The organism is Microbacterium sp. MM2322 (genome assembly GCF_964186585.1).
Lineage (GTDB): Bacteria > Actinomycetota > Actinomycetes > Actinomycetales > Microbacteriaceae > Microbacterium.
Genome location: NZ_OZ075067.1, coordinates 1,022,249 through 1,040,462, shown reverse-complemented (window position 1 = coordinate 1,040,462; position 18,214 = coordinate 1,022,249). Strand labels below are relative to the sequence as shown.

Annotated in this window: 17 protein-coding genes; 3 read left to right on the top strand and 14 right to left on the bottom strand. The window is 69.7% G+C overall.

From position 1 onward, the window contains the following. Positions 1-23: 23 nt before the first annotated feature. Genes hisH through ABQ271_RS05050 form a run of 4 tightly spaced genes read right to left on the bottom strand, consistent with a single transcriptional unit; the run spans position 24 to position 2,798 of the window. Entirely contained in the window at positions 24-668 is a 645-nt protein-coding gene (gene hisH, locus ABQ271_RS05065) for an imidazole glycerol phosphate synthase subunit HisH (RefSeq protein ID WP_349310424.1), read from the bottom strand. Then, positions 665-1,276, bottom strand: coding sequence for an imidazoleglycerol-phosphate dehydratase HisB (gene hisB, locus ABQ271_RS05060; RefSeq protein ID WP_349310423.1), 612 nt, complete (start codon positions 1,274-1,276; stop codon positions 665-667). Before hisB ends, hisH begins: the two co-directional genes overlap by 4 nt. A 55-nt stretch (positions 1,277-1,331) precedes the next feature. Next, positions 1,332-2,405, bottom strand: coding sequence for a histidinol-phosphate transaminase (locus ABQ271_RS05055; RefSeq protein ID WP_349310422.1), 1,074 nt, complete (start codon positions 2,403-2,405; stop codon positions 1,332-1,334). A gap of 27 nt (positions 2,406-2,432) precedes the next feature. Further along, complete coding sequence (locus ABQ271_RS05050; RefSeq protein WP_349310421.1) at positions 2,433-2,798, bottom strand: LysM peptidoglycan-binding domain-containing protein; 366 nt, start codon at positions 2,796-2,798, stop codon at positions 2,433-2,435. Between the two features lie 306 nt (positions 2,799-3,104). On the opposite strand from ABQ271_RS05050, the gene lexA reads away from it, so the two are divergent. Then, a complete protein-coding gene (lexA, locus tag ABQ271_RS05045; RefSeq protein WP_349310420.1) occupies positions 3,105-3,770 on the top strand; it encodes a transcriptional repressor LexA in 666 nt (221 codons plus the stop codon). 65 nt (positions 3,771-3,835) lie between these two features. On the opposite strand, the gene metE is transcribed toward lexA, so the two are convergent. Then, on the bottom strand, positions 3,836-6,154 hold the full coding sequence (gene metE, locus ABQ271_RS05040) for a 5-methyltetrahydropteroyltriglutamate--homocysteine S-methyltransferase (protein WP_349310419.1): 2,319 nt from the start codon (positions 6,152-6,154) through the stop codon (positions 3,836-3,838). Continuing rightward, complete coding sequence (locus tag ABQ271_RS05035) at positions 6,151-7,101, bottom strand: methylenetetrahydrofolate reductase (protein WP_349310418.1); 951 nt, start codon at positions 7,099-7,101, stop codon at positions 6,151-6,153. The genes metE and ABQ271_RS05035 overlap by 4 nt, the downstream gene beginning before the upstream one ends. 206 nt (positions 7,102-7,307) lie before the next feature. Here ABQ271_RS05035 and ABQ271_RS05030 point away from each other — a divergent pair, with 206 nt between their 5' ends. Then, complete coding sequence (locus ABQ271_RS05030) at positions 7,308-9,203, top strand: prolyl oligopeptidase family serine peptidase (RefSeq protein WP_349310417.1); 1,896 nt, start codon at positions 7,308-7,310, stop codon at positions 9,201-9,203. 12 nt (positions 9,204-9,215) lie between these two features. On the opposite strand, the gene hflX is transcribed toward ABQ271_RS05030, so the two are convergent. Then, positions 9,216-10,730: a GTPase HflX gene (hflX, locus tag ABQ271_RS05025; protein WP_076708645.1), complete on the bottom strand. Its 1,515-nt coding sequence runs from the start codon at positions 10,728-10,730 to the stop codon at positions 9,216-9,218. Between the two features lie 78 nt (positions 10,731-10,808). Here hflX and ABQ271_RS05020 point away from each other — a divergent pair, with 78 nt between their 5' ends. Beyond that, positions 10,809-11,450 carry a methyltransferase gene (locus ABQ271_RS05020; RefSeq protein WP_349310416.1) on the top strand — a complete coding sequence of 214 codons (642 nt, stop codon included), beginning with the start codon at positions 10,809-10,811 and terminating at the stop codon, positions 11,448-11,450. Between the two features lie 16 nt (positions 11,451-11,466). Here the strand turns inward: ABQ271_RS05020 and dapF are convergent, their stop codons facing one another. From dapF to ABQ271_RS04985, 7 genes are read right to left on the bottom strand one after another with little or no spacing between them, the layout of a single operon-like run. Next, a complete protein-coding gene (gene dapF, locus ABQ271_RS05015) occupies positions 11,467-12,333 on the bottom strand; it encodes a diaminopimelate epimerase (protein ID WP_349310415.1) in 867 nt (288 codons plus the stop codon). 9 nt (positions 12,334-12,342) lie between these two features. Further along, entirely contained in the window at positions 12,343-12,918 is a 576-nt protein-coding gene (locus tag ABQ271_RS05010; RefSeq protein ID WP_349310414.1) for a WHG domain-containing protein, read from the bottom strand. Then, a complete protein-coding gene (locus tag ABQ271_RS05005) occupies positions 12,911-13,765 on the bottom strand; it encodes an alpha/beta hydrolase (RefSeq protein WP_349310413.1) in 855 nt (284 codons plus the stop codon). The genes ABQ271_RS05010 and ABQ271_RS05005 overlap by 8 nt, the downstream gene beginning before the upstream one ends. Before the next feature lie 59 nt (positions 13,766-13,824). Beyond that, positions 13,825-14,754, bottom strand: a complete 930-nt coding sequence (miaA, locus tag ABQ271_RS05000; RefSeq protein WP_349310412.1) for a tRNA (adenosine(37)-N6)-dimethylallyltransferase MiaA — start codon at positions 14,752-14,754, stop codon at positions 13,825-13,827. A gap of 4 nt (positions 14,755-14,758) precedes the next feature. Then, a complete protein-coding gene (gene miaB, locus ABQ271_RS04995) occupies positions 14,759-16,315 on the bottom strand; it encodes a tRNA (N6-isopentenyl adenosine(37)-C2)-methylthiotransferase MiaB (protein WP_349310411.1) in 1,557 nt (518 codons plus the stop codon). Positions 16,316-16,363: 48 nt separating this feature from the next. Beyond that, on the bottom strand, positions 16,364-17,242 hold the full coding sequence (locus tag ABQ271_RS04990) for an ABC transporter permease (RefSeq protein ID WP_349310410.1): 879 nt from the start codon (positions 17,240-17,242) through the stop codon (positions 16,364-16,366). Further along, entirely contained in the window at positions 17,239-18,159 is a 921-nt protein-coding gene (locus tag ABQ271_RS04985; RefSeq protein ID WP_349310409.1) for an ABC transporter ATP-binding protein, read from the bottom strand. The genes ABQ271_RS04990 and ABQ271_RS04985 overlap by 4 nt, the downstream gene beginning before the upstream one ends. Positions 18,160-18,214 lie beyond the last annotated feature (55 nt).

The window sequence follows — 18,214 nt, the reverse complement described above, 5'->3', positions numbered from 1 at the left end:
CGCGCGCACAAGGGGACAGAGTACTAGGCGCCGGGGAGCGAGGTGATCCAGTTGGAAAGCAGCCGGATGCCGGCGGCCCCCGACTTCTCCGGGTGGAACTGCGTCGCCGACAGCGGGCCGTTCTCGACAGCGGCGAGGAACGGCGTGCCGTAGTCGCACCAGGTGAGAACCGGCTCGCGGAAGGGTTTGATCACGTCGAGGGTCCAGTCCTGCGCTCCGTAGGAGTGCACGAAGTAGAACCGCTCTTCTTCGAGACCGGCGAACAACGTGGAGCCCTCTCCGGCACGGACGGTGTTCCATCCCATGTGCGGGAGAACGGGCGCGTGGAGTTCGGTGACCGACCCGGGCCACTCCCCCAGCCCTTCGGTGTTCACGCCCCGCTCGACGCCGAGCTCGAACATGACCTGCATTCCGACGCAGATACCGAGTACCGGCATCCCCCCGGCGAGCCGACGACCGATCAGCTCGTCGCCGCGGCTGGCTGTGAGCGCCGACATGACGGCGGAGAACGCCCCCACGCCCGGGACGAGCAGCCCTGCGGCATCGGCGATCAGGCCGCGGTCACGCGTCAGGCGCGCATCGGCGCCGGCCTCGTTCAGCGCTTTGACTGCCGAGTGGACGTTGCCCGAACCGTAATCGAGGACCGCGACGAGCGGCGCTGCGGTCACAGCGCGCCCTTCGTGCTGGGGATTCCCTGCACGAGCGGGTCGAGGGACTTCGCCTGACGGAACGCGCGCGCGAAAGCCTTGTACTCGGCTTCGGCGATGTGGTGCGGGTCACGCCCGGCGACGAGCGTGACGTGCACCGTGAGACCGGCGTGGAACGCGATCGCCTCGAACGTGTGACGCACGAGCGAACCGGTGAAGTGGCCGCCGATGAGGTGGAACTCGTACCCCTCCGGCTCACCGGAGTGGACGAGGTAGGGGCGACCGCTGATGTCGACGACGGCCTGGGCCAGCGCCTCGTCGAGGGGAACGAGGGCATCGCCGTAGCGCGAGATGCCGGCCTTGTCGCCGAGGGCCTGACGGATCGCCTGGCCCAGCACGATGGCGGTGTCCTCGACCGTGTGGTGCGCGTCGATGTGGGTGTCGCCCGTGGCACGAACCGTCAGGTCGATGAGGGAGTGCTTCGCGAAGGCCGTGAGCAGGTGGTCGAAGAACGGTACGGTCGTCTCGATCGTGCTCTGACCGGTGCCGTCGAGATCCAGATCGAGTTCGATGGTCGACTCGCTGGTCGCACGCCGGACAGAGGCGGTGCGGGGCGCGGGGGTGCTCATGCGTCGAGTCTATCGACGCGCGGCATCCGTCCCGCCCTCGTGACGACGCCCTGACTCAGAGGGACGCGAGGGCCTCGAGGAACGCGGTCGACTCCTCTTCGCTGCCCGCGGAGACACGGAGCGTGTGGGGAAGACCGACGTCACGGACGAGGATGCCGCGGTCGTACAAGCCCTGCCAGGTGGCGGCGGGGTCGTCGACGCCGCCGAAGAGGACGAAGTTGGACCAGCTCTCGTACGGGGAGTAGCCGAGTGCGGAGAGCGTCGCGGAGATCCGGTCGCGCTGAGCGACGATGTCGTCGACCATGCCGAGCATGGTGGGGGCGTGCCGGAGTGCGGCCGTCGCTGCGGCCTGCGTGAGCGCGCTCAGGTGGTACGGCAGCCGGACGAGCCGTAGGGCATCGATGACCGCAGGATCGGCGGCCAGGTAGCCCACACGAGCTCCGGCGAAGGCGAAGGCTTTGCTCATCGTGCGCGAGACGACGAGCCGTTCGCGACCGTGCAGGAGCGTGAGAGCGGAGGGCTCGTCGTGCGGTGCGAATTCCTGGTACGCCTCATCGACGATCACGAGCCCCTGCGACGCTTCGTACACCGCCTCGACCACATCGAGCGCCAGCGGCGTTCCGGTGGGATTGTTCGGCGAGCACAGGAAGACGACGTCGGGCTGCGCACGATCGACCTGCTCGGCCGCGTCAGCCGCGCTGATCGTGAAGTCCTCGCCCCTCGTGCCGCTGACATAAGTGGCACCGGTCGCACCGGTGAGCAACGGATACATCGAATAGGTCGGTGAGAACCCGAAAGCCGTGCGTCCGGGGCCTGCGAAGGCCTGAAGCAGGTGGTGAAGGACCTCGTTGGAACCGTTCGCCGCCCAGATCTGCTCGGGCTCGAGACCGTGCCCCAGATAGTCGGCGAAACCCTCTCGAAGAACGGTGAATTCGCGGTCGGGATACCGGTTGATATCGCGAAGCGCCTGCGCGATCGCGTCGAGGATGTCGTCCGCAACCTCTTCGGGAACCGGGTGGGTGTTCTCGTTGACGTTGAGTGTCACCGGAAGCGCTGCTTGCGGAGCTCCGTAAGGGATCTGCCCGCGCAGGTCGTCGCGGAGGGGTAGGTCGTCGAGACTCGCACTCACCCCGCCATCGTAGGGCGTCTCGACGGCTTACTCGGCCGCCTGAGCACTGTAGGCGGCGGGGATGGCGAGCGACTGACCCGCGTCGAGGACAGACGACGGGAGCGCGTTCAAGCGGACGATCTCATCGATCACGTCTCGCGGGTCACTGTCGGGGGCGACGTCCTTCGCGATGGTCCACAGGGAATCACCGGGGAGCACGGTCACCGTATCGAACGACCCGGACGGGGCGCCCGCGTCACCGCTCGCGAGCGCCCCGCCGCTCGAGACGATGGCCACACCGAGAGCAGCCACCGCCGGCAGAGCAGCGAGCGTCGCGAGCACGCGGCGGCCCCGGGTCGTCAGGCGCAGACGGGTGTGCGTAGCGGGACTGGTGGTTGTGGTGATCGAGTTCATGGTGTCCTCCTCGGGTGACCCCGGTCAGATGAGATCTTCGCCCCCGCCCATCGGCCGGGACGGGCGGGTGCGAAGTTCTCTTCCGAATCTATCTTCGATATTCGTACACTGTCAAGGGAGCGGTTGTCCGCAGATCGATCGAAGACGACACGCGGTCGGCTGCGGGACGATCTCATCGACACCGGATACGGTTTCGATAACCAGAGCCCATCACCAACCTCCGACATTCGAAGGCGAGTGCCCCCGGCGGGACGCTCAGGGCCCGAGAAGTCGGCCCTGAATCACCCAGGCCGCGAAAGGAACGACATGAGCGACAAGCCGCAGACGCGACGGCGCAAGAGCCTGAGCGACAAGCAGCTCGCGATCCTCGAGGTGATCCAGCGATCCATCGCGCGGCACGGATATCCGCCGAGCATGCGCGAGATCGGTGACGCCGTCGGCCTGAAGTCGCTGTCGAGCGTGACCCATCAGCTGAACCAGCTCGAGCTCAGCGGGTACCTCCGACGCGACCCCGGCAAGACCCGCGCCATGGAGGTGCTCATCGACCTTCCCGGCGCCGCGGGAGAGAACCCCGCCGACACCGCCCCCGCCGTGGGCGACGCGGCTATGGTCCCGCTCGTGGGGCGGATCGCAGCGGGCGTTCCGATCACCGCCGACCAGCAGGTGGAGGAGGTCTTCCCCCTTCCTCGCCAGCTCGTCGGCAAGGGCGAGCTCTTCATGCTGAAGGTGTCGGGCGATTCCATGATCGACGCCGCCATCTGCGATGGGGACTGGGTCGTCATCCGTTCGCAGGCTGACGCGTCGAACGGTGAGATCGTCGCGGCGATGCTCGATGGCGAGGCGACCGTGAAGACCTTCCGTCAGCGGGACGGCCACACGTGGCTCCTCCCCCGCAACTCCGCCTTCGAGCCCATCCTCGGCGACGATGCCGTCGTGCTCGGCAAGGTGGTCGCGGTGCTGCGCGCCGTCTGACCCTCCGGGGCAACGCGAAGAAGGGGGATGCCGCCGCGGCATCCCCCTTCTTCATATCCGGGACCTCAGCGGCCTGCGACCCGCGCGCGCACGGCACGTGTCGCGGCGACGATGTTCCGGAGCGACGCCACGGTCTCGTCGTAGCCCCTGGTCTTGAGACCGCAGTCGGGGTTGACCCAGAGGCGCCGGACGTCGAGTTCGACGACCGCCCGCTCGAGCAGGTCCGTCACCTCGGCTTCGGACGGGACGCGCGGCGAGTGGATGTCATAGACACCGGGGCCGATCCCGTGGTCGAAGCCGGAGGCCGCGACATCCGAGATCACTTCGCCCCGGCTCCGGGCCGCCTCGATCGACGTGACGTCGGCGTCGAGCGCAGCGATCGCATCGATCACGACACCGAACTCGGAGTAACAGAGATGCGTGTGGATCTGCGTCGCATCGCCGGCACCCGCCGTCGCAAGGCGGAACGCACCCACCGACCACTCGAGGTAGGCCGCCTGGTCCGCAGCCTTGAGCGGCAGGAGCTCGCGGAGCGCCGGCTCATCGACCTGCACGATCGCGATGCCCGCGCGCTCGAGGTCGGCGATCTCGTCGCGGAGGGCCAGCGCCACCTGATCGGCGGTGTCGCTCAGCGGCTGGTCGTCCCGCACGAACGACCACGCGAGGATCGTCACGGGCCCGGTCAGCATCCCCTTCACGGGAGCGGACGACAGCGACTGCGCGTACGCCGCCCAGGGCACGGTGATGGGCGCAGGTCGCGAGACGTCGCCCCACAGAATCGATGGGCGCGTCGCCCGTGACCCGTAGGACTGCACCCAGCCGTTCCGGGTGACGGCGAAGCCGTCGAGGTTCTCGGCGAAGTACTGCACCATGTCGTTGCGCTCGGCCTCGCCGTGCACGAGGACGTCCAGTCCGATGTCGCGCTGCAGCTCGATCACCCGACCGATCTCGTCGCGAAGGAAACCCTCGTACGCGTCCGCGTCGAGTTCCCCGCGTCCGAAACGCGCACGAGCACGACGGATCTCGCCGGTCTGCGGGAACGAACCGATCGTGGTGGTCGGCAGGATGGGCAGCCCGAGCGCGGCATCCTGCACTGCCGAGCGCACCTCGAAGGCGGTCCTCGTCCGGTCGGCAGCGGTGAGGGCCGCCACCCGGGTGCGGACCGTGTGATCGCGCACGCCATCGGCTTCGCTCCGGTCGGCGAGCGCGGCGCTCGCGGCATCCACCTCAGCCGAGATCGACTCCCGCCCGTCTCGGAGTCCGCGAGCGAGCGTCGCTACCTGCGCGACCTTCTGGTCGGCGAACGCGAGCCACGACACCAGCCGCGAATCGAGATCTGGCTCGTCAGCGAGGTCATGGGGAACGTGCTGAAGCGACGTCGACGTGCCGGCGACCGTCGTGGCGGCACCGAGCTCGGCCGCCGCGGCGAGGGTCTCGGCGGCTGCGGCCAGGTCGCCGCGCCAGATGTTCCGACCGTCGATCACTCCCCCGACGAGGACCTTCGAGCGGAGCCCCGGAGCTGCGGCGGGCACGCTCCCGCGGGTGAGGTCGATGGCGATGCCCTCGACCTCGGACTCCGCGAGCGCCTGCCACGCCGCATCCGAAAGTGCTCCGTACCCCGCCGCCACGAGGATCGACGGACGGTCAGCGGATGCCGTGAGCACCTCCGCAGCCCGTGTGATGGCCGCGGCGAGCTCGGCATCTGTGTACCCGAGCGATTGGCTGACGAGAGCGGGCTCGTCGATCTGCACCCACTCGGCTCCCGCGTCGCGGAGGGCGGCCAGGAGTTCGACGTAGACGGGGAGCACGTCATCGAGTCGGTCCAGCGGACGAGTGTCGGGAGCGGCATCCGTCGGCTTCGACAGGGCGAGGAACGTCACCGGGCCGACGAGGACGGGGCGCGTCACGTAGCCGTCCGCGACGGCCTCGGCGATCTGACGGGCGAAGCGGTCGCTCGAGAGCGCGAAGCGCGTCTCGGGACCGATCTCGGGAACGAGGTAGTGGTAGTTCGTGTCGAACCACTTCGTCATCTCCAGGGGCGCGGCGTCGCCTTCGCCTCGCGCTGCCGTGAACGAGGCGGCGAGCGGGACCGAGCCGTCGTCGTCGCGAAGATGCGCGAAGCGCTCGGGCACCGCGCCGACGGATGCCGCGACGTCGAGCACCTGGTCGTAGAAGGAGAACGACTCCGGGATCGCGGAATCGGTGCGACCGAGACCGAGTTCGGCGAGTCGCTCGCGCGTGACACGACGGAGGTCCGCGGCGACGGCTTCGAGCGCCTCCTCATCGATCTCGCCGCGCCAGTGGGCTTCCACGGCTCGCTTCAGCTCTCGGCGGCGCCCGATGCGGGGGTAGCCGAGGATGGTGCCGGCAGGGAACTGGGTCATGAGGTCTCCTCGATCGGGGTGATGACGCCCGCCTCTGCGAGGGTGGCGAGAACGGTGCGGTGATGGTTGAAGGCGTACAGATGGATGCCGGGGGCCCCGCCGTCGAGAACGGCACGGCACAGGCGCGCCGCGTAGCGCACACCGACGTCGCGCCGTCCCTCGACCGTGGGCTCCACATCGAGGTCGACCGCCAGCGTGCCGGGGACGGGTTCTCCCGTGAGCTCGACGATGCGACGCAGGCGTGAGGGCGACGTGATCGGCATGATGCCGGGGAGGATCGGGATCTCGACGCCGGCCGAGCGGGCGCGGGCGACGAAGGAGAGGTAGTCGTCGGCATGGAAGAACAGCTGCGTGATCGCGAGGGTCGCCCCCGCGGCCTGTTTCGCGAGGAGGGCGTCGATGTGCTCCGCGGGGTAGCGCGAACGCGGGTGCCCATTGGGGAACGCGGCCACGGCGATGTCGACGTGACGGCGCCGCTCGACGCGCGCGGCACCGGGGACACCGGGGATGGGCGCCTCGGTGTAGGGCGAACATTCGGCCTGCACCCGATCGATGAGCTGGACGAGCTGAGCGGCGCTTTCCAGGTCTCCCACGGCGCCGCTCCCCCCGCCGTCCGGCGGATCGCCCCGGAGCGCGAGGAATGACCGGACGCCCGCGTCGAGGAACTCACGGATGAGCGCGGTCGCCTGACGGTAGGAGTTGCCGACGCACGTGAGGTGAGCCAGCGGTTCGACGCGGGTCTCCCGCAGGATGTGCCTCAAGACCTCGAGCGATCGGCCTGCGGTGGACCCGCCCGCACCGTAGGTGACCGAGATGAACGACGGATCGACGGCGGCGAGCTTCGCGATCGTCTCGTGCAGCGCCGCATCGGCCGCGTCATCGCGCGGCGGGTAGACCTCGAACGAGACCGGCACCGAAGTGGCGGACGGGGTCTGGATGATCGACATGGGAGCTCCGGAGACGGATCGGAAGGCCTGGCGGCCGCGGACCGCACGCAGGGTGCGGGGACATCGCGGGCGGGTGCCGGGCTCGGCTGTCGCTCCGGACCCGGGGTCTCCGGGCCACTGATGCGGTCATGCTAGCCACGCTTCTCACACCTCCGACAGGTGTGTGACGCCCCATTGCGCTGTGTGACGCCGCGTAGCGTGGTCGCATGACGACGATCGCCCCGTACGGTTCCTGGATCTCACCGCTGTCCGCGGCGGATGCCTCTGCTGCGGCCGCCCGCTACGACGGCGCACGGTTCGTGGCCGACGAGATCTGGTGGGGTGAGACGCTCGCCGAGGAAGCGGGCCGCTCATCGGTACGTCGCGCCGTCGACGGTGAGGTCGAGGACGTTCTCCCCGCACCGTGGAGCGCACGGTCGCGCGTGCACGAGTACGGCGGGGGTTCCTGGACGACGGACCCCGTCGGGCGCCTGTTCTTCGTCGAGAAGTCGGACCAGCGCGTCTGGACGCTCCGCCCGGGCGAGGAACCGACAGCGCTCACCCCCGAGGACCCGAGCGCGCGTCACGGCGGCCTCCGCTGGCAGAACGGCGTCCTGCTCGCCGTCCGCGAAGTGCACGACGGCGGCCCCGTTCCCCGCCGCTCGATCGTGTCGATCCCGCTCGCGGGAGGGGATGTCCGCGAGGTCGTCGCGGGCAGCGACTTCCTCGCCCACCCTGCGCTGTCGCCCGACGGGCGCCGGCTCGCCTGGGTCGCGTGGGACCACCCCGACATGCCGTGGGACCGTACGCAGATCCGGGTGGGCGAGCTCGAAGACGGTGTGATCACGACGTGGCGAGCGGTGACGTCCGGCGGGACGGCCGCCCTGCAGCCCGAATGGGATGCCGCGGGCCGCCTCACGTTCGTCGACGAGCCGACCGGGCGATGGAACCTCTGGCGGCGGGAGGCGGCATCCGATCGTCCCGCCGAGGCGGTCGCTCCCGCCGACGCCGACACCGGCGGCGGGCTCTGGGTGCTCGGAGCGCGCTGGTACGTGCCCCTCGACGACGGCGGATTCGTGGCGATCCGGACGAACGGCGCCGACGAGGTCATGCGGATCGACGCGGCCGGAGTCGTCTCCACGACGGACGTCCCCGCTCGCTCTCGCGCCATCGTGGAGGACGTCAGCGGGTCGCGCGTCCTGGTGTCCGGCGCCGCACCGGGGGTGACGGGAATCTGGGAGATCGCCGCCGACGGAGAGGTGACGATGGTCGTCGGAACCCGCTCCGAGCTCGGCGACGAGTGGATCCCTGCGGTTCGGCCGCTCACAGTCCCCGGCGAGCATGGGGAGGTCCATGCGTTCGACCACCCGCCGACGAACCCGGACTTCTCCGCCCCCGATGGGGAGCTCCCGCCCTACGTCGTCTTCGTGCACGGCGGTCCGACCGCCCACGTCGGCGGCGTCGCGGACAGCCGGATCACCTACTTCACGAGTCGCGGCATCGGGATCCTAGAGGTCAACTACGGCGGCTCCACCGGCTACGGCCGGGACTACCGGCGGCGCCTCCTCGGCCAGTGGGGCATCGTCGATCGCGACGATGTCGCGGCCGCGGCATCCGGACTCGCTGCCGACGGACGAGCGGATGCCGGGCGCATCGCGATCGCAGGCGGTTCCGCCGGCGGCTGGACGGTGCTGGCCGCCCTCGTTGGGACGGACGTGTTCGGCGCCGGTATCTCGCGCTACGGAGTGGGAGACGCGCGCCTGCTCGCCACCGACACGCACGACTTCGAGGCGCGGTACCTCGACGGGCTCATCGGGCCGCTCCCCGAAGCCGAGGCACTGTACGTCGAGCGCTCACCGCTGGGGCGCACCGAAGGGTTCCGGGTTCCCGTCCTCCTCCTGCAGGGCGCTGAGGATGCGGTGGTGCCGCCGACCCAGGCCGAGGCGATCCGCGATGCCCTCGCCGCGAAGGGCGTGCCCCATGCCTACGTGCTGTACGAGGGCGAAGGTCACGGATTCCGGAGCGCGACCACCGTCGTCCACGCGCTGGAGTCCGAGCTCGCGTTCCTCGGTCAGGTCTTCGGGTTCGAGACTCCCGGCGTCACGGCGATCACGCTCGACTGAGCGACGCGCCGATCAGCGCGAGTAGGGCGCGAGCTCAGCCGCGAGACGTTCCGACACGTGGGCGTGGACGGCTGTGCCGCCCTCCTCGTGACGGGTCGAAAGGATGTGACCGGACTCGTGGACCGCGTTGACGAGGTCGCCGCGGTCGTACGGGACGAGCGCGTGGACCTCGACCGCGGGCAGCGGCAGCGCCTCCTCGATGGTCGCCCGCAACTCCGCGACACCTTCGCCCGTCCGCGACGACACGAAGTGCGCCTTCGGCTCGAGGCCCCGGAGGACCAGCCGTGTGTCCGGGTCGATGAGATCGGCCTTGTTGAACACGACGATCTCGTTCGTCGACCGGGCACCCACGTCGCCCATGACGTCTCGGACGGTCGCCAGCTGCGCCGCCGGGTCGGGGTGCGAACCGTCGACGACGTGGACGATGACGTCGGCGTCGCCGACCTCCTCGAGGGTGGAGCGGAACGCCTCGACCAGTTGGTGCGGGAGATTCCGCACGAACCCGACCGTGTCGGTCAGCGTGTACACGCGTCCGTCGGCGGCCTGCGCGCGGCGGACCGTGGCATCCAGGGTCGCGAACAGCGCGTTCTCGACGAGGACGCCCGCGCTCGTGAGCCGGTTCAGGAGGCTCGACTTGCCGGCGTTCGTGTAGCCGGCGATCGCGACGGAGGGGATCGTGTTGCGCTTGCGCTCTGCGCGCTTGGCTTCACGGGCCGGCTTGTAGTCACGGATCTGGCGGCGAAGCATCGCCATGCGCGTGCGGATGCGGCGACGGTCGAGCTCGATCTTCGTCTCACCGGGACCACGCGAGCCCATACCGGCACCCCCGGCACCGACCTGGCCACCGGCCTGACGGCTCATCGAGTCGCCCCACCCGCGCAGGCGCGGAAGGAGGTACTCGAGCTGCGCGAGTTCGACCTGCGCCTTGCCCTCGCGGCTCTTGGCGTGCTGGCTGAAGATGTCGAGGATGACGGTGGTCCGGTCGATGACCTTGACCTTCACGACGTCCTCGAGCGCACGCCGCTGGCTCGGCGCGAGCTCGGTGTCGGCGATGACGGTATCGGCGCCCACGGCGACCACGAGGTCGCGGAGCTCAGCGGCCTTGCCGCGCCCGATGTACGTCGCAGGGTCAGGCGTCGGTCGCCGCTGGAGCACGCCGTCGAGGACGACGGCGCCGGCAGTCTCGGCGAGCGCCGCGAGCTCGCGGAGCGAGTTCTCGGCATCCTCCGTCGATCCCTGCGGGTAGACCCCGATGAGGACGACGTTCTCCAGCCGCAGCTGGCGGTACTCGACCTCGGTGACGTCTTCGAGTTCGGTGGACAGCCCGGGGACGCGGCGAAGCGCGGCGCGCTCCTCACGGTCCCACTGCTCGCCGTCCGTGTCGCCGTAGGCGACGGTGCTCTGGTCCTGCAACGCCTGTGCGGCGCCGAACACGCGCACCCCCGAACGCGCTTCAGCGTGCGCGAGCACGCGGTCGACCGGGTCCACCGGTTCGTCCGTCGTGGCAGGGGTGGTGGTGTCTGTCATGTGTTCCTTTCGCGGCCTCTCGGCCATCCGTGCACTCTAGCTTCCCGCGGCTTCCACCGCCTCCGCTACGCTCGTCGCATGGGGAGCGACCATTACTTCAGCGCGTCCCCGTCCAGCTCCGAGAATCTCCGCCGCATCCGTGTGTCCCTCGCCGGTCGCGATGTCGAGGTGACGACGGCGGGCGGGGTCTTCAGTCCCGAGCACGTGGACGGCGGGACAGCCGTTCTGCTGGCGAACACGCCGCCCCCGCCTGCCGGCGGTCATCTGCTGGATCTCGGATGCGGCTGGGGCCCCATCGCGCTCTCGCTCGCCTTCGACGCCCCCCACGCCACGGTCTGGGCCGTGGACGTGAATGAGCGGGCTCTGGACCTCGTGCGTCGGAACGCTCGGGAACTCGGCCTCGATAACGTCAACGCCGTCCAGCCCGAGGATGTTCCGGGCGACGTGACCTTCCGGACGATCCGGTCCAATCCCCCGATCCGCGTGGGCAAGGACGTGCTGCACGGGATGCTGGAGTCGTGGATCCCGCGGCTGGCCGAACGCAGCGATGCGTGGCTCGTCGTGCAGCGGAACCTCGGCTCGGACTCGCTGCAGCGCTGGCTCGCGGCATCTCTGGATCGCGGGTACTCGGTCACCCGCGCGGCGACCGGACGTGGCTTCCGCGTCCTCAAGGTACGCCGTCACGGCTCACCCGAGACGGGGACGATCACGCTTCCCTGACGGTCCCGGCCGCGCGTCAGGCGAGGGCGATCTCGCCCGAGAAGACGAGCGACGCAGGCCCCGACAACAGGACCCGCTCCCCCGCGTCGGTCCGGACGACGCGAACGCCGAGGCGGCCGCCGGGGACGTCGACCGTCCATCGGTCCGGAGCGCCGGCGCCCGCCCAGTGCCGGACGGCGAGAGCGGATGCCGCGACCCCGGTGCCGCACGAGAGGGTCTCACCCACGCCGCGCTCGAACACCCGCATCCGGATCGCACCGACGCCGTCGGTGATCAGCGGGTCGGCCGGGACGACGAACTCGACGTTGGCGCCGGCTGCAAGGTGGGGGTCGAGGATCGGCTGAAGCGTCAGATCGAGACTCTCGAGTTCGGCCTCACTCGACAGTGCGACGACGACGTGCGGGTTTCCCACGTCGATGCCGAGGCCAGGGCGGGCGACCTTCAGACCGTGGGCCCGAACCAGCACCTCGTCGACCGTCGGCCGCCAGACGCCGAGGTCGACCTCGAAGCCGTTGTCGGAGAGCGTCACCGTCTTCGTTCCGGCGCGGGTCCCGATCCGAAGCGTCTCGCCGACGTCGAGGGTCGCGTACCCCGCGCTGAGGAGGTACTTCACGAAGACGCGCACGCCATTGCCGCACATCTCGGCGATCGAGCCGTCGGCGTTGCGATAGTCCATGAACCACTCGGCATCCGGAGTCGCCGCGCCGGCATCGATCGCGGACGAGCGGACGACGCGCAGGAGACCGTCGGCACCGATCCCGAATCGACGGTCGGTCACCGCAGCGATCTGCTCACCGGTGAGGTGGAGCGAACCGTCCGGGTCGGCGACGACGACGAAATCGTTGCCGGTTCCGTGGCCCTTCGTGAATGCGATCGTCGACACCCGCCCAGTCTAGGCGCGGCCTCCCGTGCGGAGCCCCGCGTCCATGAGGCGGAGCGACCACGTGACGCTCTCCTCGACGTCGACCCCTATGCGGAAACCGCCCGACGCCTCGAGGACGGCGAAGCCGTGGAGCAGGCTCCGCAGCATCCGGAGCGCATGCACGTGGTCTTCCTGCGGCAACCCATATCCCTCCAGCACGCCGCCCAGCGCGTCCAGGCTGTCGCGGAGCGCGATGTCCAGCGGGTCCTCATCGTCCACCGGATCCGCTGCCGCCGTCGCCGCGTAGCGCCCTGGGTGCGCACGGACGTAGTGCCGAAAAGCGTCCGCCACATCCGTGAGGGCGGCTTCTCCCCTCTGCCCCGACACGGTCGTCCGGAACACGTCGGCGAGCTCCTCCGCCGCGAGCGTGGCCACCCGGTGCACGAGCTCGGCCAGCCCTCCCGGGACGTGCTTGTACAAAGACGGGGGTCGAACCCCGACCCGCTCCGCCAGGGTCGTCATCGTCAGGGCAGCGAGCCCCTGCTCGTCGACCAGATCCGCCGCGGCACGGGTGACGGCCGCGGTATCGAGACCGACCCTAGGCATCCGTCGACCCCGCGTGCGCTGCGAACACGGTGCGGAGGAACGGAAGGGCGAGGTCGACGACCTCGTCGGGTCGTTCGACGTGAGGGTAGTGCCCAGCGCCGTCGATGACCGCGAGCTCGCCGATGCCCGTCGGCAGCTCCGCCAGCACCCCTTCACCCTCGGCGCGTGGGTCGGCCCAGTCGGGGTCGGCGCTCCCCATGACGATGAGCACCGGCACGGAGACGTGAGGCAGCTGCGCACCCGCGTCCGCGGGAGTCGTCCGCCCCATGGCTCGAAGGGCCGCCATCCGGGCAGGATCGCTGAGGTCGCGGGAGATGTTCGCCCGCTCCTCTTCCCAATCGGCGGGCTTTCGGGCAATGGCGAGATCGAGGTAGCTCAGCCACGCGGAGACGCTGCCCCGCAGGAGCATTCCGGCGAGGCGGGTCATCCCCTTCCGGTGGTGGGAGTTTCGCAGCAGGCCCCTCGCGTCGAAGCGCTGGACCCGGGTGAACGGGGCGAGTTCGATGACTCCCGCGACATCCTGCGGTGCGGTTGCGGCCGCGACCGTCGCGGCGCCGCCGCTGATCGACTGGCCGATGATGACGGCAGGTCCGCCCAGATGACGGATGACGGCGAGGAGGTCGCCGGCGATGTCGCCACGCCCGTAGCCCGCCCACGTCGGGCTCGACTCGCCGCAACCGCGAATGTCGACGTTCGCCACGCGGTATCCCGCCGCCAGCAACGCCGGCATCACGAACCGGTACGAGCGACGCGAGTCGCCCATCCCGTGCGCCAGGACCACCAACTGCCCTTCACCCGCCACATCGAAGGCGATCTCGCCGCCCGCCACGCTCAACTTCTCGCTCATCGCCGTCTCCCCAGCATCGTGTTCGATACCGGAAGGCTACGGCTATTAGCTTTAACTTGTCAAGCGCTCGGGGCGGAGAAGTCCTCGATGAGTCGCGCGCCGGGGGTCCCGGCATCCACCCAGCGGATGCCGGGATACCGACGGAACCACGACACCTGGCGTCGCGCGTAGCGCCGCGTGAGCGCCTGGGTCTCGGCGATGGCCTCGTCCTCGGTCATCCGGCCCGCGAGTTGCGCGAGTGCCTGCGCGTATCCGATGGCGCGCGGGGCAGTCGGCCCCGACTCGAGCCCGAGGATCCGGAGCGCCTCCACCTCCGCCACGATGCCGTCGCGCCACATCCCGCGTACCCGCTCGTCGAGCCGCTCGACGAGCGCCGCGCGGTCCGACTGGACGCCCACCAGGACGGTGTCGGGATGCCACAGCACCGGAGCGTCCGGAAGGGCGGCGCCGTGCGTCTCGGCGCCCTGGAGGACGACCTCCAAGGCGCGGACCACGCGACGGCCGTTTCGCGGATCGAGCCGGTCGGCCGCCGCAGGGTCGAGCTCGCGGATCCTCTCGATGAGGGCTGCCGCGCCGTGCCCCTCCAGATCGGCCTCGAGACGCGCCCGCAGAGCCGGATCGCGGGGCGGAAAACGGAAGTCGAAGACGACGCTCGACACGTACAGTCCCGACCCGCCGACGAGGATCGCCTCAGCCCCTCGGTCGAAGATGTCCTGGATCGCGGCGCGCGCCCGCTCCTGGTACACCGCGACGGCGACGTCCTCCGTCACGTCGAACTCGTCGAACAGATGATGCGGGATGCCGCGTCGCTCGGCTACCGGGAGCTTCGCGGTTCCGATGTCCATACCGCGATACAGCTGCATGGCGTCGGCGTTGACGATCTCGGCATCGCGGCCGCAGCGGATCAGGCCGTCGGCGAGGTCCAGTGACAGCGCCGTCTTCCCCGTGCCCGTGGCACCGACGATCGCCCACAGGCGCTGCGCGCCCACCGGGTCAGAGTCCGGGCGTCGCAGTGCGGATCGCGGGAAGACCGAGTGAGACAGCCCGCGGACCGGCGTCCCCGACCGGTGCGGGGACGCCGCAGGAGTCTGCCTGCGCGCGATCCCACGCGTCGCCCGCACGGGTGCGGCGGATGCGCAGCGGGGCGCCGTCCGGGCTGTCGGCGAGCAGGTGGAACGGAGCGGCGTGCGTCACGACAGTGGTCACGACGTCGCCCGGGCGCGGCGTGGGCGATCCGTCGGGCACCTCGAAGTGGACGAGGCGGTTGTCCTCGGCCCGCCCGGTCAGACGGTGAGTCGCGGCATCCTTCTTGCCCTCGCCCGTGGAGACGAGCACCTCTACGGTGCGGCCCAGCTGAGCCTGGTTCTCTTCGAGCGAGATGCGCTCCTGCAGCGCGATGAGCCGGTTGTAGCGTTCCTGCACGACCTCTTTGGAGACCTGGTCGGGCATGGTGGCCGCTGGCGTCCCCTCGCGGATGGAGTACTGGAAGGTGAACGCACTGGCGAAGCGCGCCTGCTCGACGACGCGCATCGTGTCGTCGAAGTCCTCGTCGGTTTCGCCGGGGAAGCCCACGATGATGTCGGTCGAGATCGCCGCGTGCGGCATCTTCTCGCGGACGCGGTCGAGGATGCCGAGGAACCTCTCGCTCCGGTAGGACCGACGCATCGCCTTGAGGATGCGGTCAGATCCGGACTGCAGCGGCATGTGAAGCTGCGGCATGACGGCGGGCGTCTCGGCCATGGCGTCGATGACGTCGTCGGTGAACGCAGCGGGATGCGGGCTCGTGAAGCGCACGCGCTCGAGACCGGGGATCTCCCCCGCCGCGCGCAGCAGCTTGCTGAACGCCTGACGGTCGCCGAACTCCACCCCATAGCTGTTCACATTCTGGCCGAGGAGAGTGACCTCGATGGCGCCGTCCTCGACGAGAAGACGGATCTCGTTCAGGATGTCGCCGGGGCGGCGGTCCTTCTCCTTGCCGCGGAGGCTCGGGACGATGCAGAAGGTGCAGGTGTTGTTGCAGCCGACCGAGATCGACACCCAGCCGCTGTGGGCCGAGTCGCGCTTGGTGGGCAGCGTCGAGGGGAAGACCTCGAGCGACTCGAGGATCTCGAGCTCCGCCTCACCGTTGTGACGAGCGCGCTCGAGGAGGCTCGGGAGCGAGCCCATGTTGTGGGTGCCGAAGACGACGTCGACCCAGGGTGCCTTCTGCTGGACGGCGTCCTTGTCCATCTGCGCGAGGCATCCGCCGACGGCGATCTGCATGCCGTCGTGCTTGTCCTTGCGGCTCTTCAAGTGCCCGAGCGTGCCGTACAGCTTGCCGGCGGCGTTGTCGCGCACGGCACAGGTGTTGATGACCACGACGTCGGCATCGGCCCCCGCGTCGGCGCGGACGTAGCCGGCCGATTCGAGCGATCCGGAGAGGCGCTCGGAGTCGTGGACGTTCATCTGGCACCCGAACGTCCGCACCTCGTACGTGCGAGAGTGACCGTCAGCAGCGACGGCAGCAGTGGACGGTGCGATGAGAGTGGGGGCAGCGGAAGGGCTGGTCATGATCAGGCCATTCTACGAGCAGCGTTGCGCCGGAAGCCCCGCACCCGTTCAGCGCAGGAGCGAGCGGATGCGGGCGGCCGAGATCGCACTGAAGACGACCGCCACGCTCACCAGGACGGTGACGGCCAGCCACACCGGCACGACGGTGGACCCGACGAACAGATCCACCCCGTAGAACTCCCTGAGGTCGCTGATCGCCGCGCTGTCTCCGCCCGCGAGGGCCGCGAGCGTGTCGTCCGTGAACGGCAGACGCAGGAGCATGGCGCCCTGCGCGAAGGGGAAGGCGTTGATCGTGGAGGCGACGCCCTCGGGAAGCGACCCCACGGGGATGTAGGAGCCCGCGATGAACCCGAGGACGGTTCCGACGACGGTGGAGAACGCGGAGTAGGCGCCCGTCGTCTTCAGGAACGACGCGCCGAAGGCCCCGAGGGCCGTGAACGCGACGCAGCAGAGGACGGTCGCGCCGATCGCCGTGAGGATCTGGAGAGGGCTGAGCCACGTGTCGCGGGCGAGGCCGAGCTGGAGCACCGTCAGGGCGAAGATGATGCCTGACATGATGATCGCGACCGCCACCGACGACAGCAGGTATCCGAGCACCAGCTGCGATCGCCGAATTGGGGCGACGAGGAAGTCGGCGAACCGGCCGGTGGCGCGGTCGTCGACGAACACGGACACCGCCCCCATCCCCGAGGTCACGGTCGTGAGGAGGACGATGCCCGACAGCATCCAACTGTCCACGAACGCCTCGACGTCGCCGCGCGACGCCTGCGGGAAGGTCCGTCCGAGCCCGTCGACCTGCAGTCGGGACAGGAAGAGCGTGTAGAGGATGAAGAGGATGAGTCCGCTCAGCAGGGAGAAGAAGACGTTCATCCGGTCGCGGAAGAAGAGCGTGAGGTTGCGGCGGACGATGGCCGCGACGACCCTCACGCGGCGTCCTCCACGAGGTCGCTGCGGCCCGTGAGAGCGAGGAAGACGTCGTCCATGCGGCCGTGTCGGAACTCGAAGTCGGCGACGTCGTCGCCGTGAGCGGCGAGGAGACGACGCGCGGGGAGCGCATCGGGCACTTCGACGGTGAGGATGTCGCCCTCGCGTCGGACGGGGAGTCCCTCACGACGTGCGAGCGCCTCGAGCGCCTCGGGATCGCGCGTGGTCACGGTGAGGATGCTGCGGCTGTGTCTCGCGCGGAGCTCCGTCGGAGTGCCGCTCGCGACAACCCGCCCGGAGTCGATGATGGTGACCTGGTCGGCCTCCTCCGTCTCCGCCATGTAGTGGGTCGTGAGGAAGACCGTGAGGCCGCGTTCAGACCGCAGCCGGTCGATCGCCGCCCACACGGCGACGCGACTGCCAGGATCGAGCCCCGCGGTCGGTTCGTCGAGGAAGAGGATCGACGGCTCGTGCATGAGTGCACGGGCGATGTCTGCACGTCGGCGCTGTCCGCCTGACAGTCGTCCGTACACACGGTCGATGACATCCTCCAGCTCGATGAGCTCCGACAGCTCGGCGAGCCGAGTGGCGAATCGCCGACTCTCGATCCGCGAGAGCGTCGCCCGAAGCGCCAGGTTCTCTCGAACAGTCAGGCCGTCATCGAGCAGAGACCGCTGGAAGACAACACCGATTTTCGATCGCACGTTCTCGCTGTCGGTGCGGAGGTCGTGGCCCGCGACGCGCACGACGCCACTGTCAGCCCGGAGCAGAGTCGTGAGGCATCCGATCGTCGTCGACTTTCCTGCCCCATTGGCTCCCAGGAAGGCGAACAGCTGACCGTCGGGAACAGAGAACGTAATGCCGTCCACAGCCGTCACCGTCTTGTACGACTTGACGAGTCCCTCTACCTCGATCGCCACGTGCGCCCTCTCACCGATCGCGCCGGACGCGCGTTAGCCCGAGTGTGTCAGACCG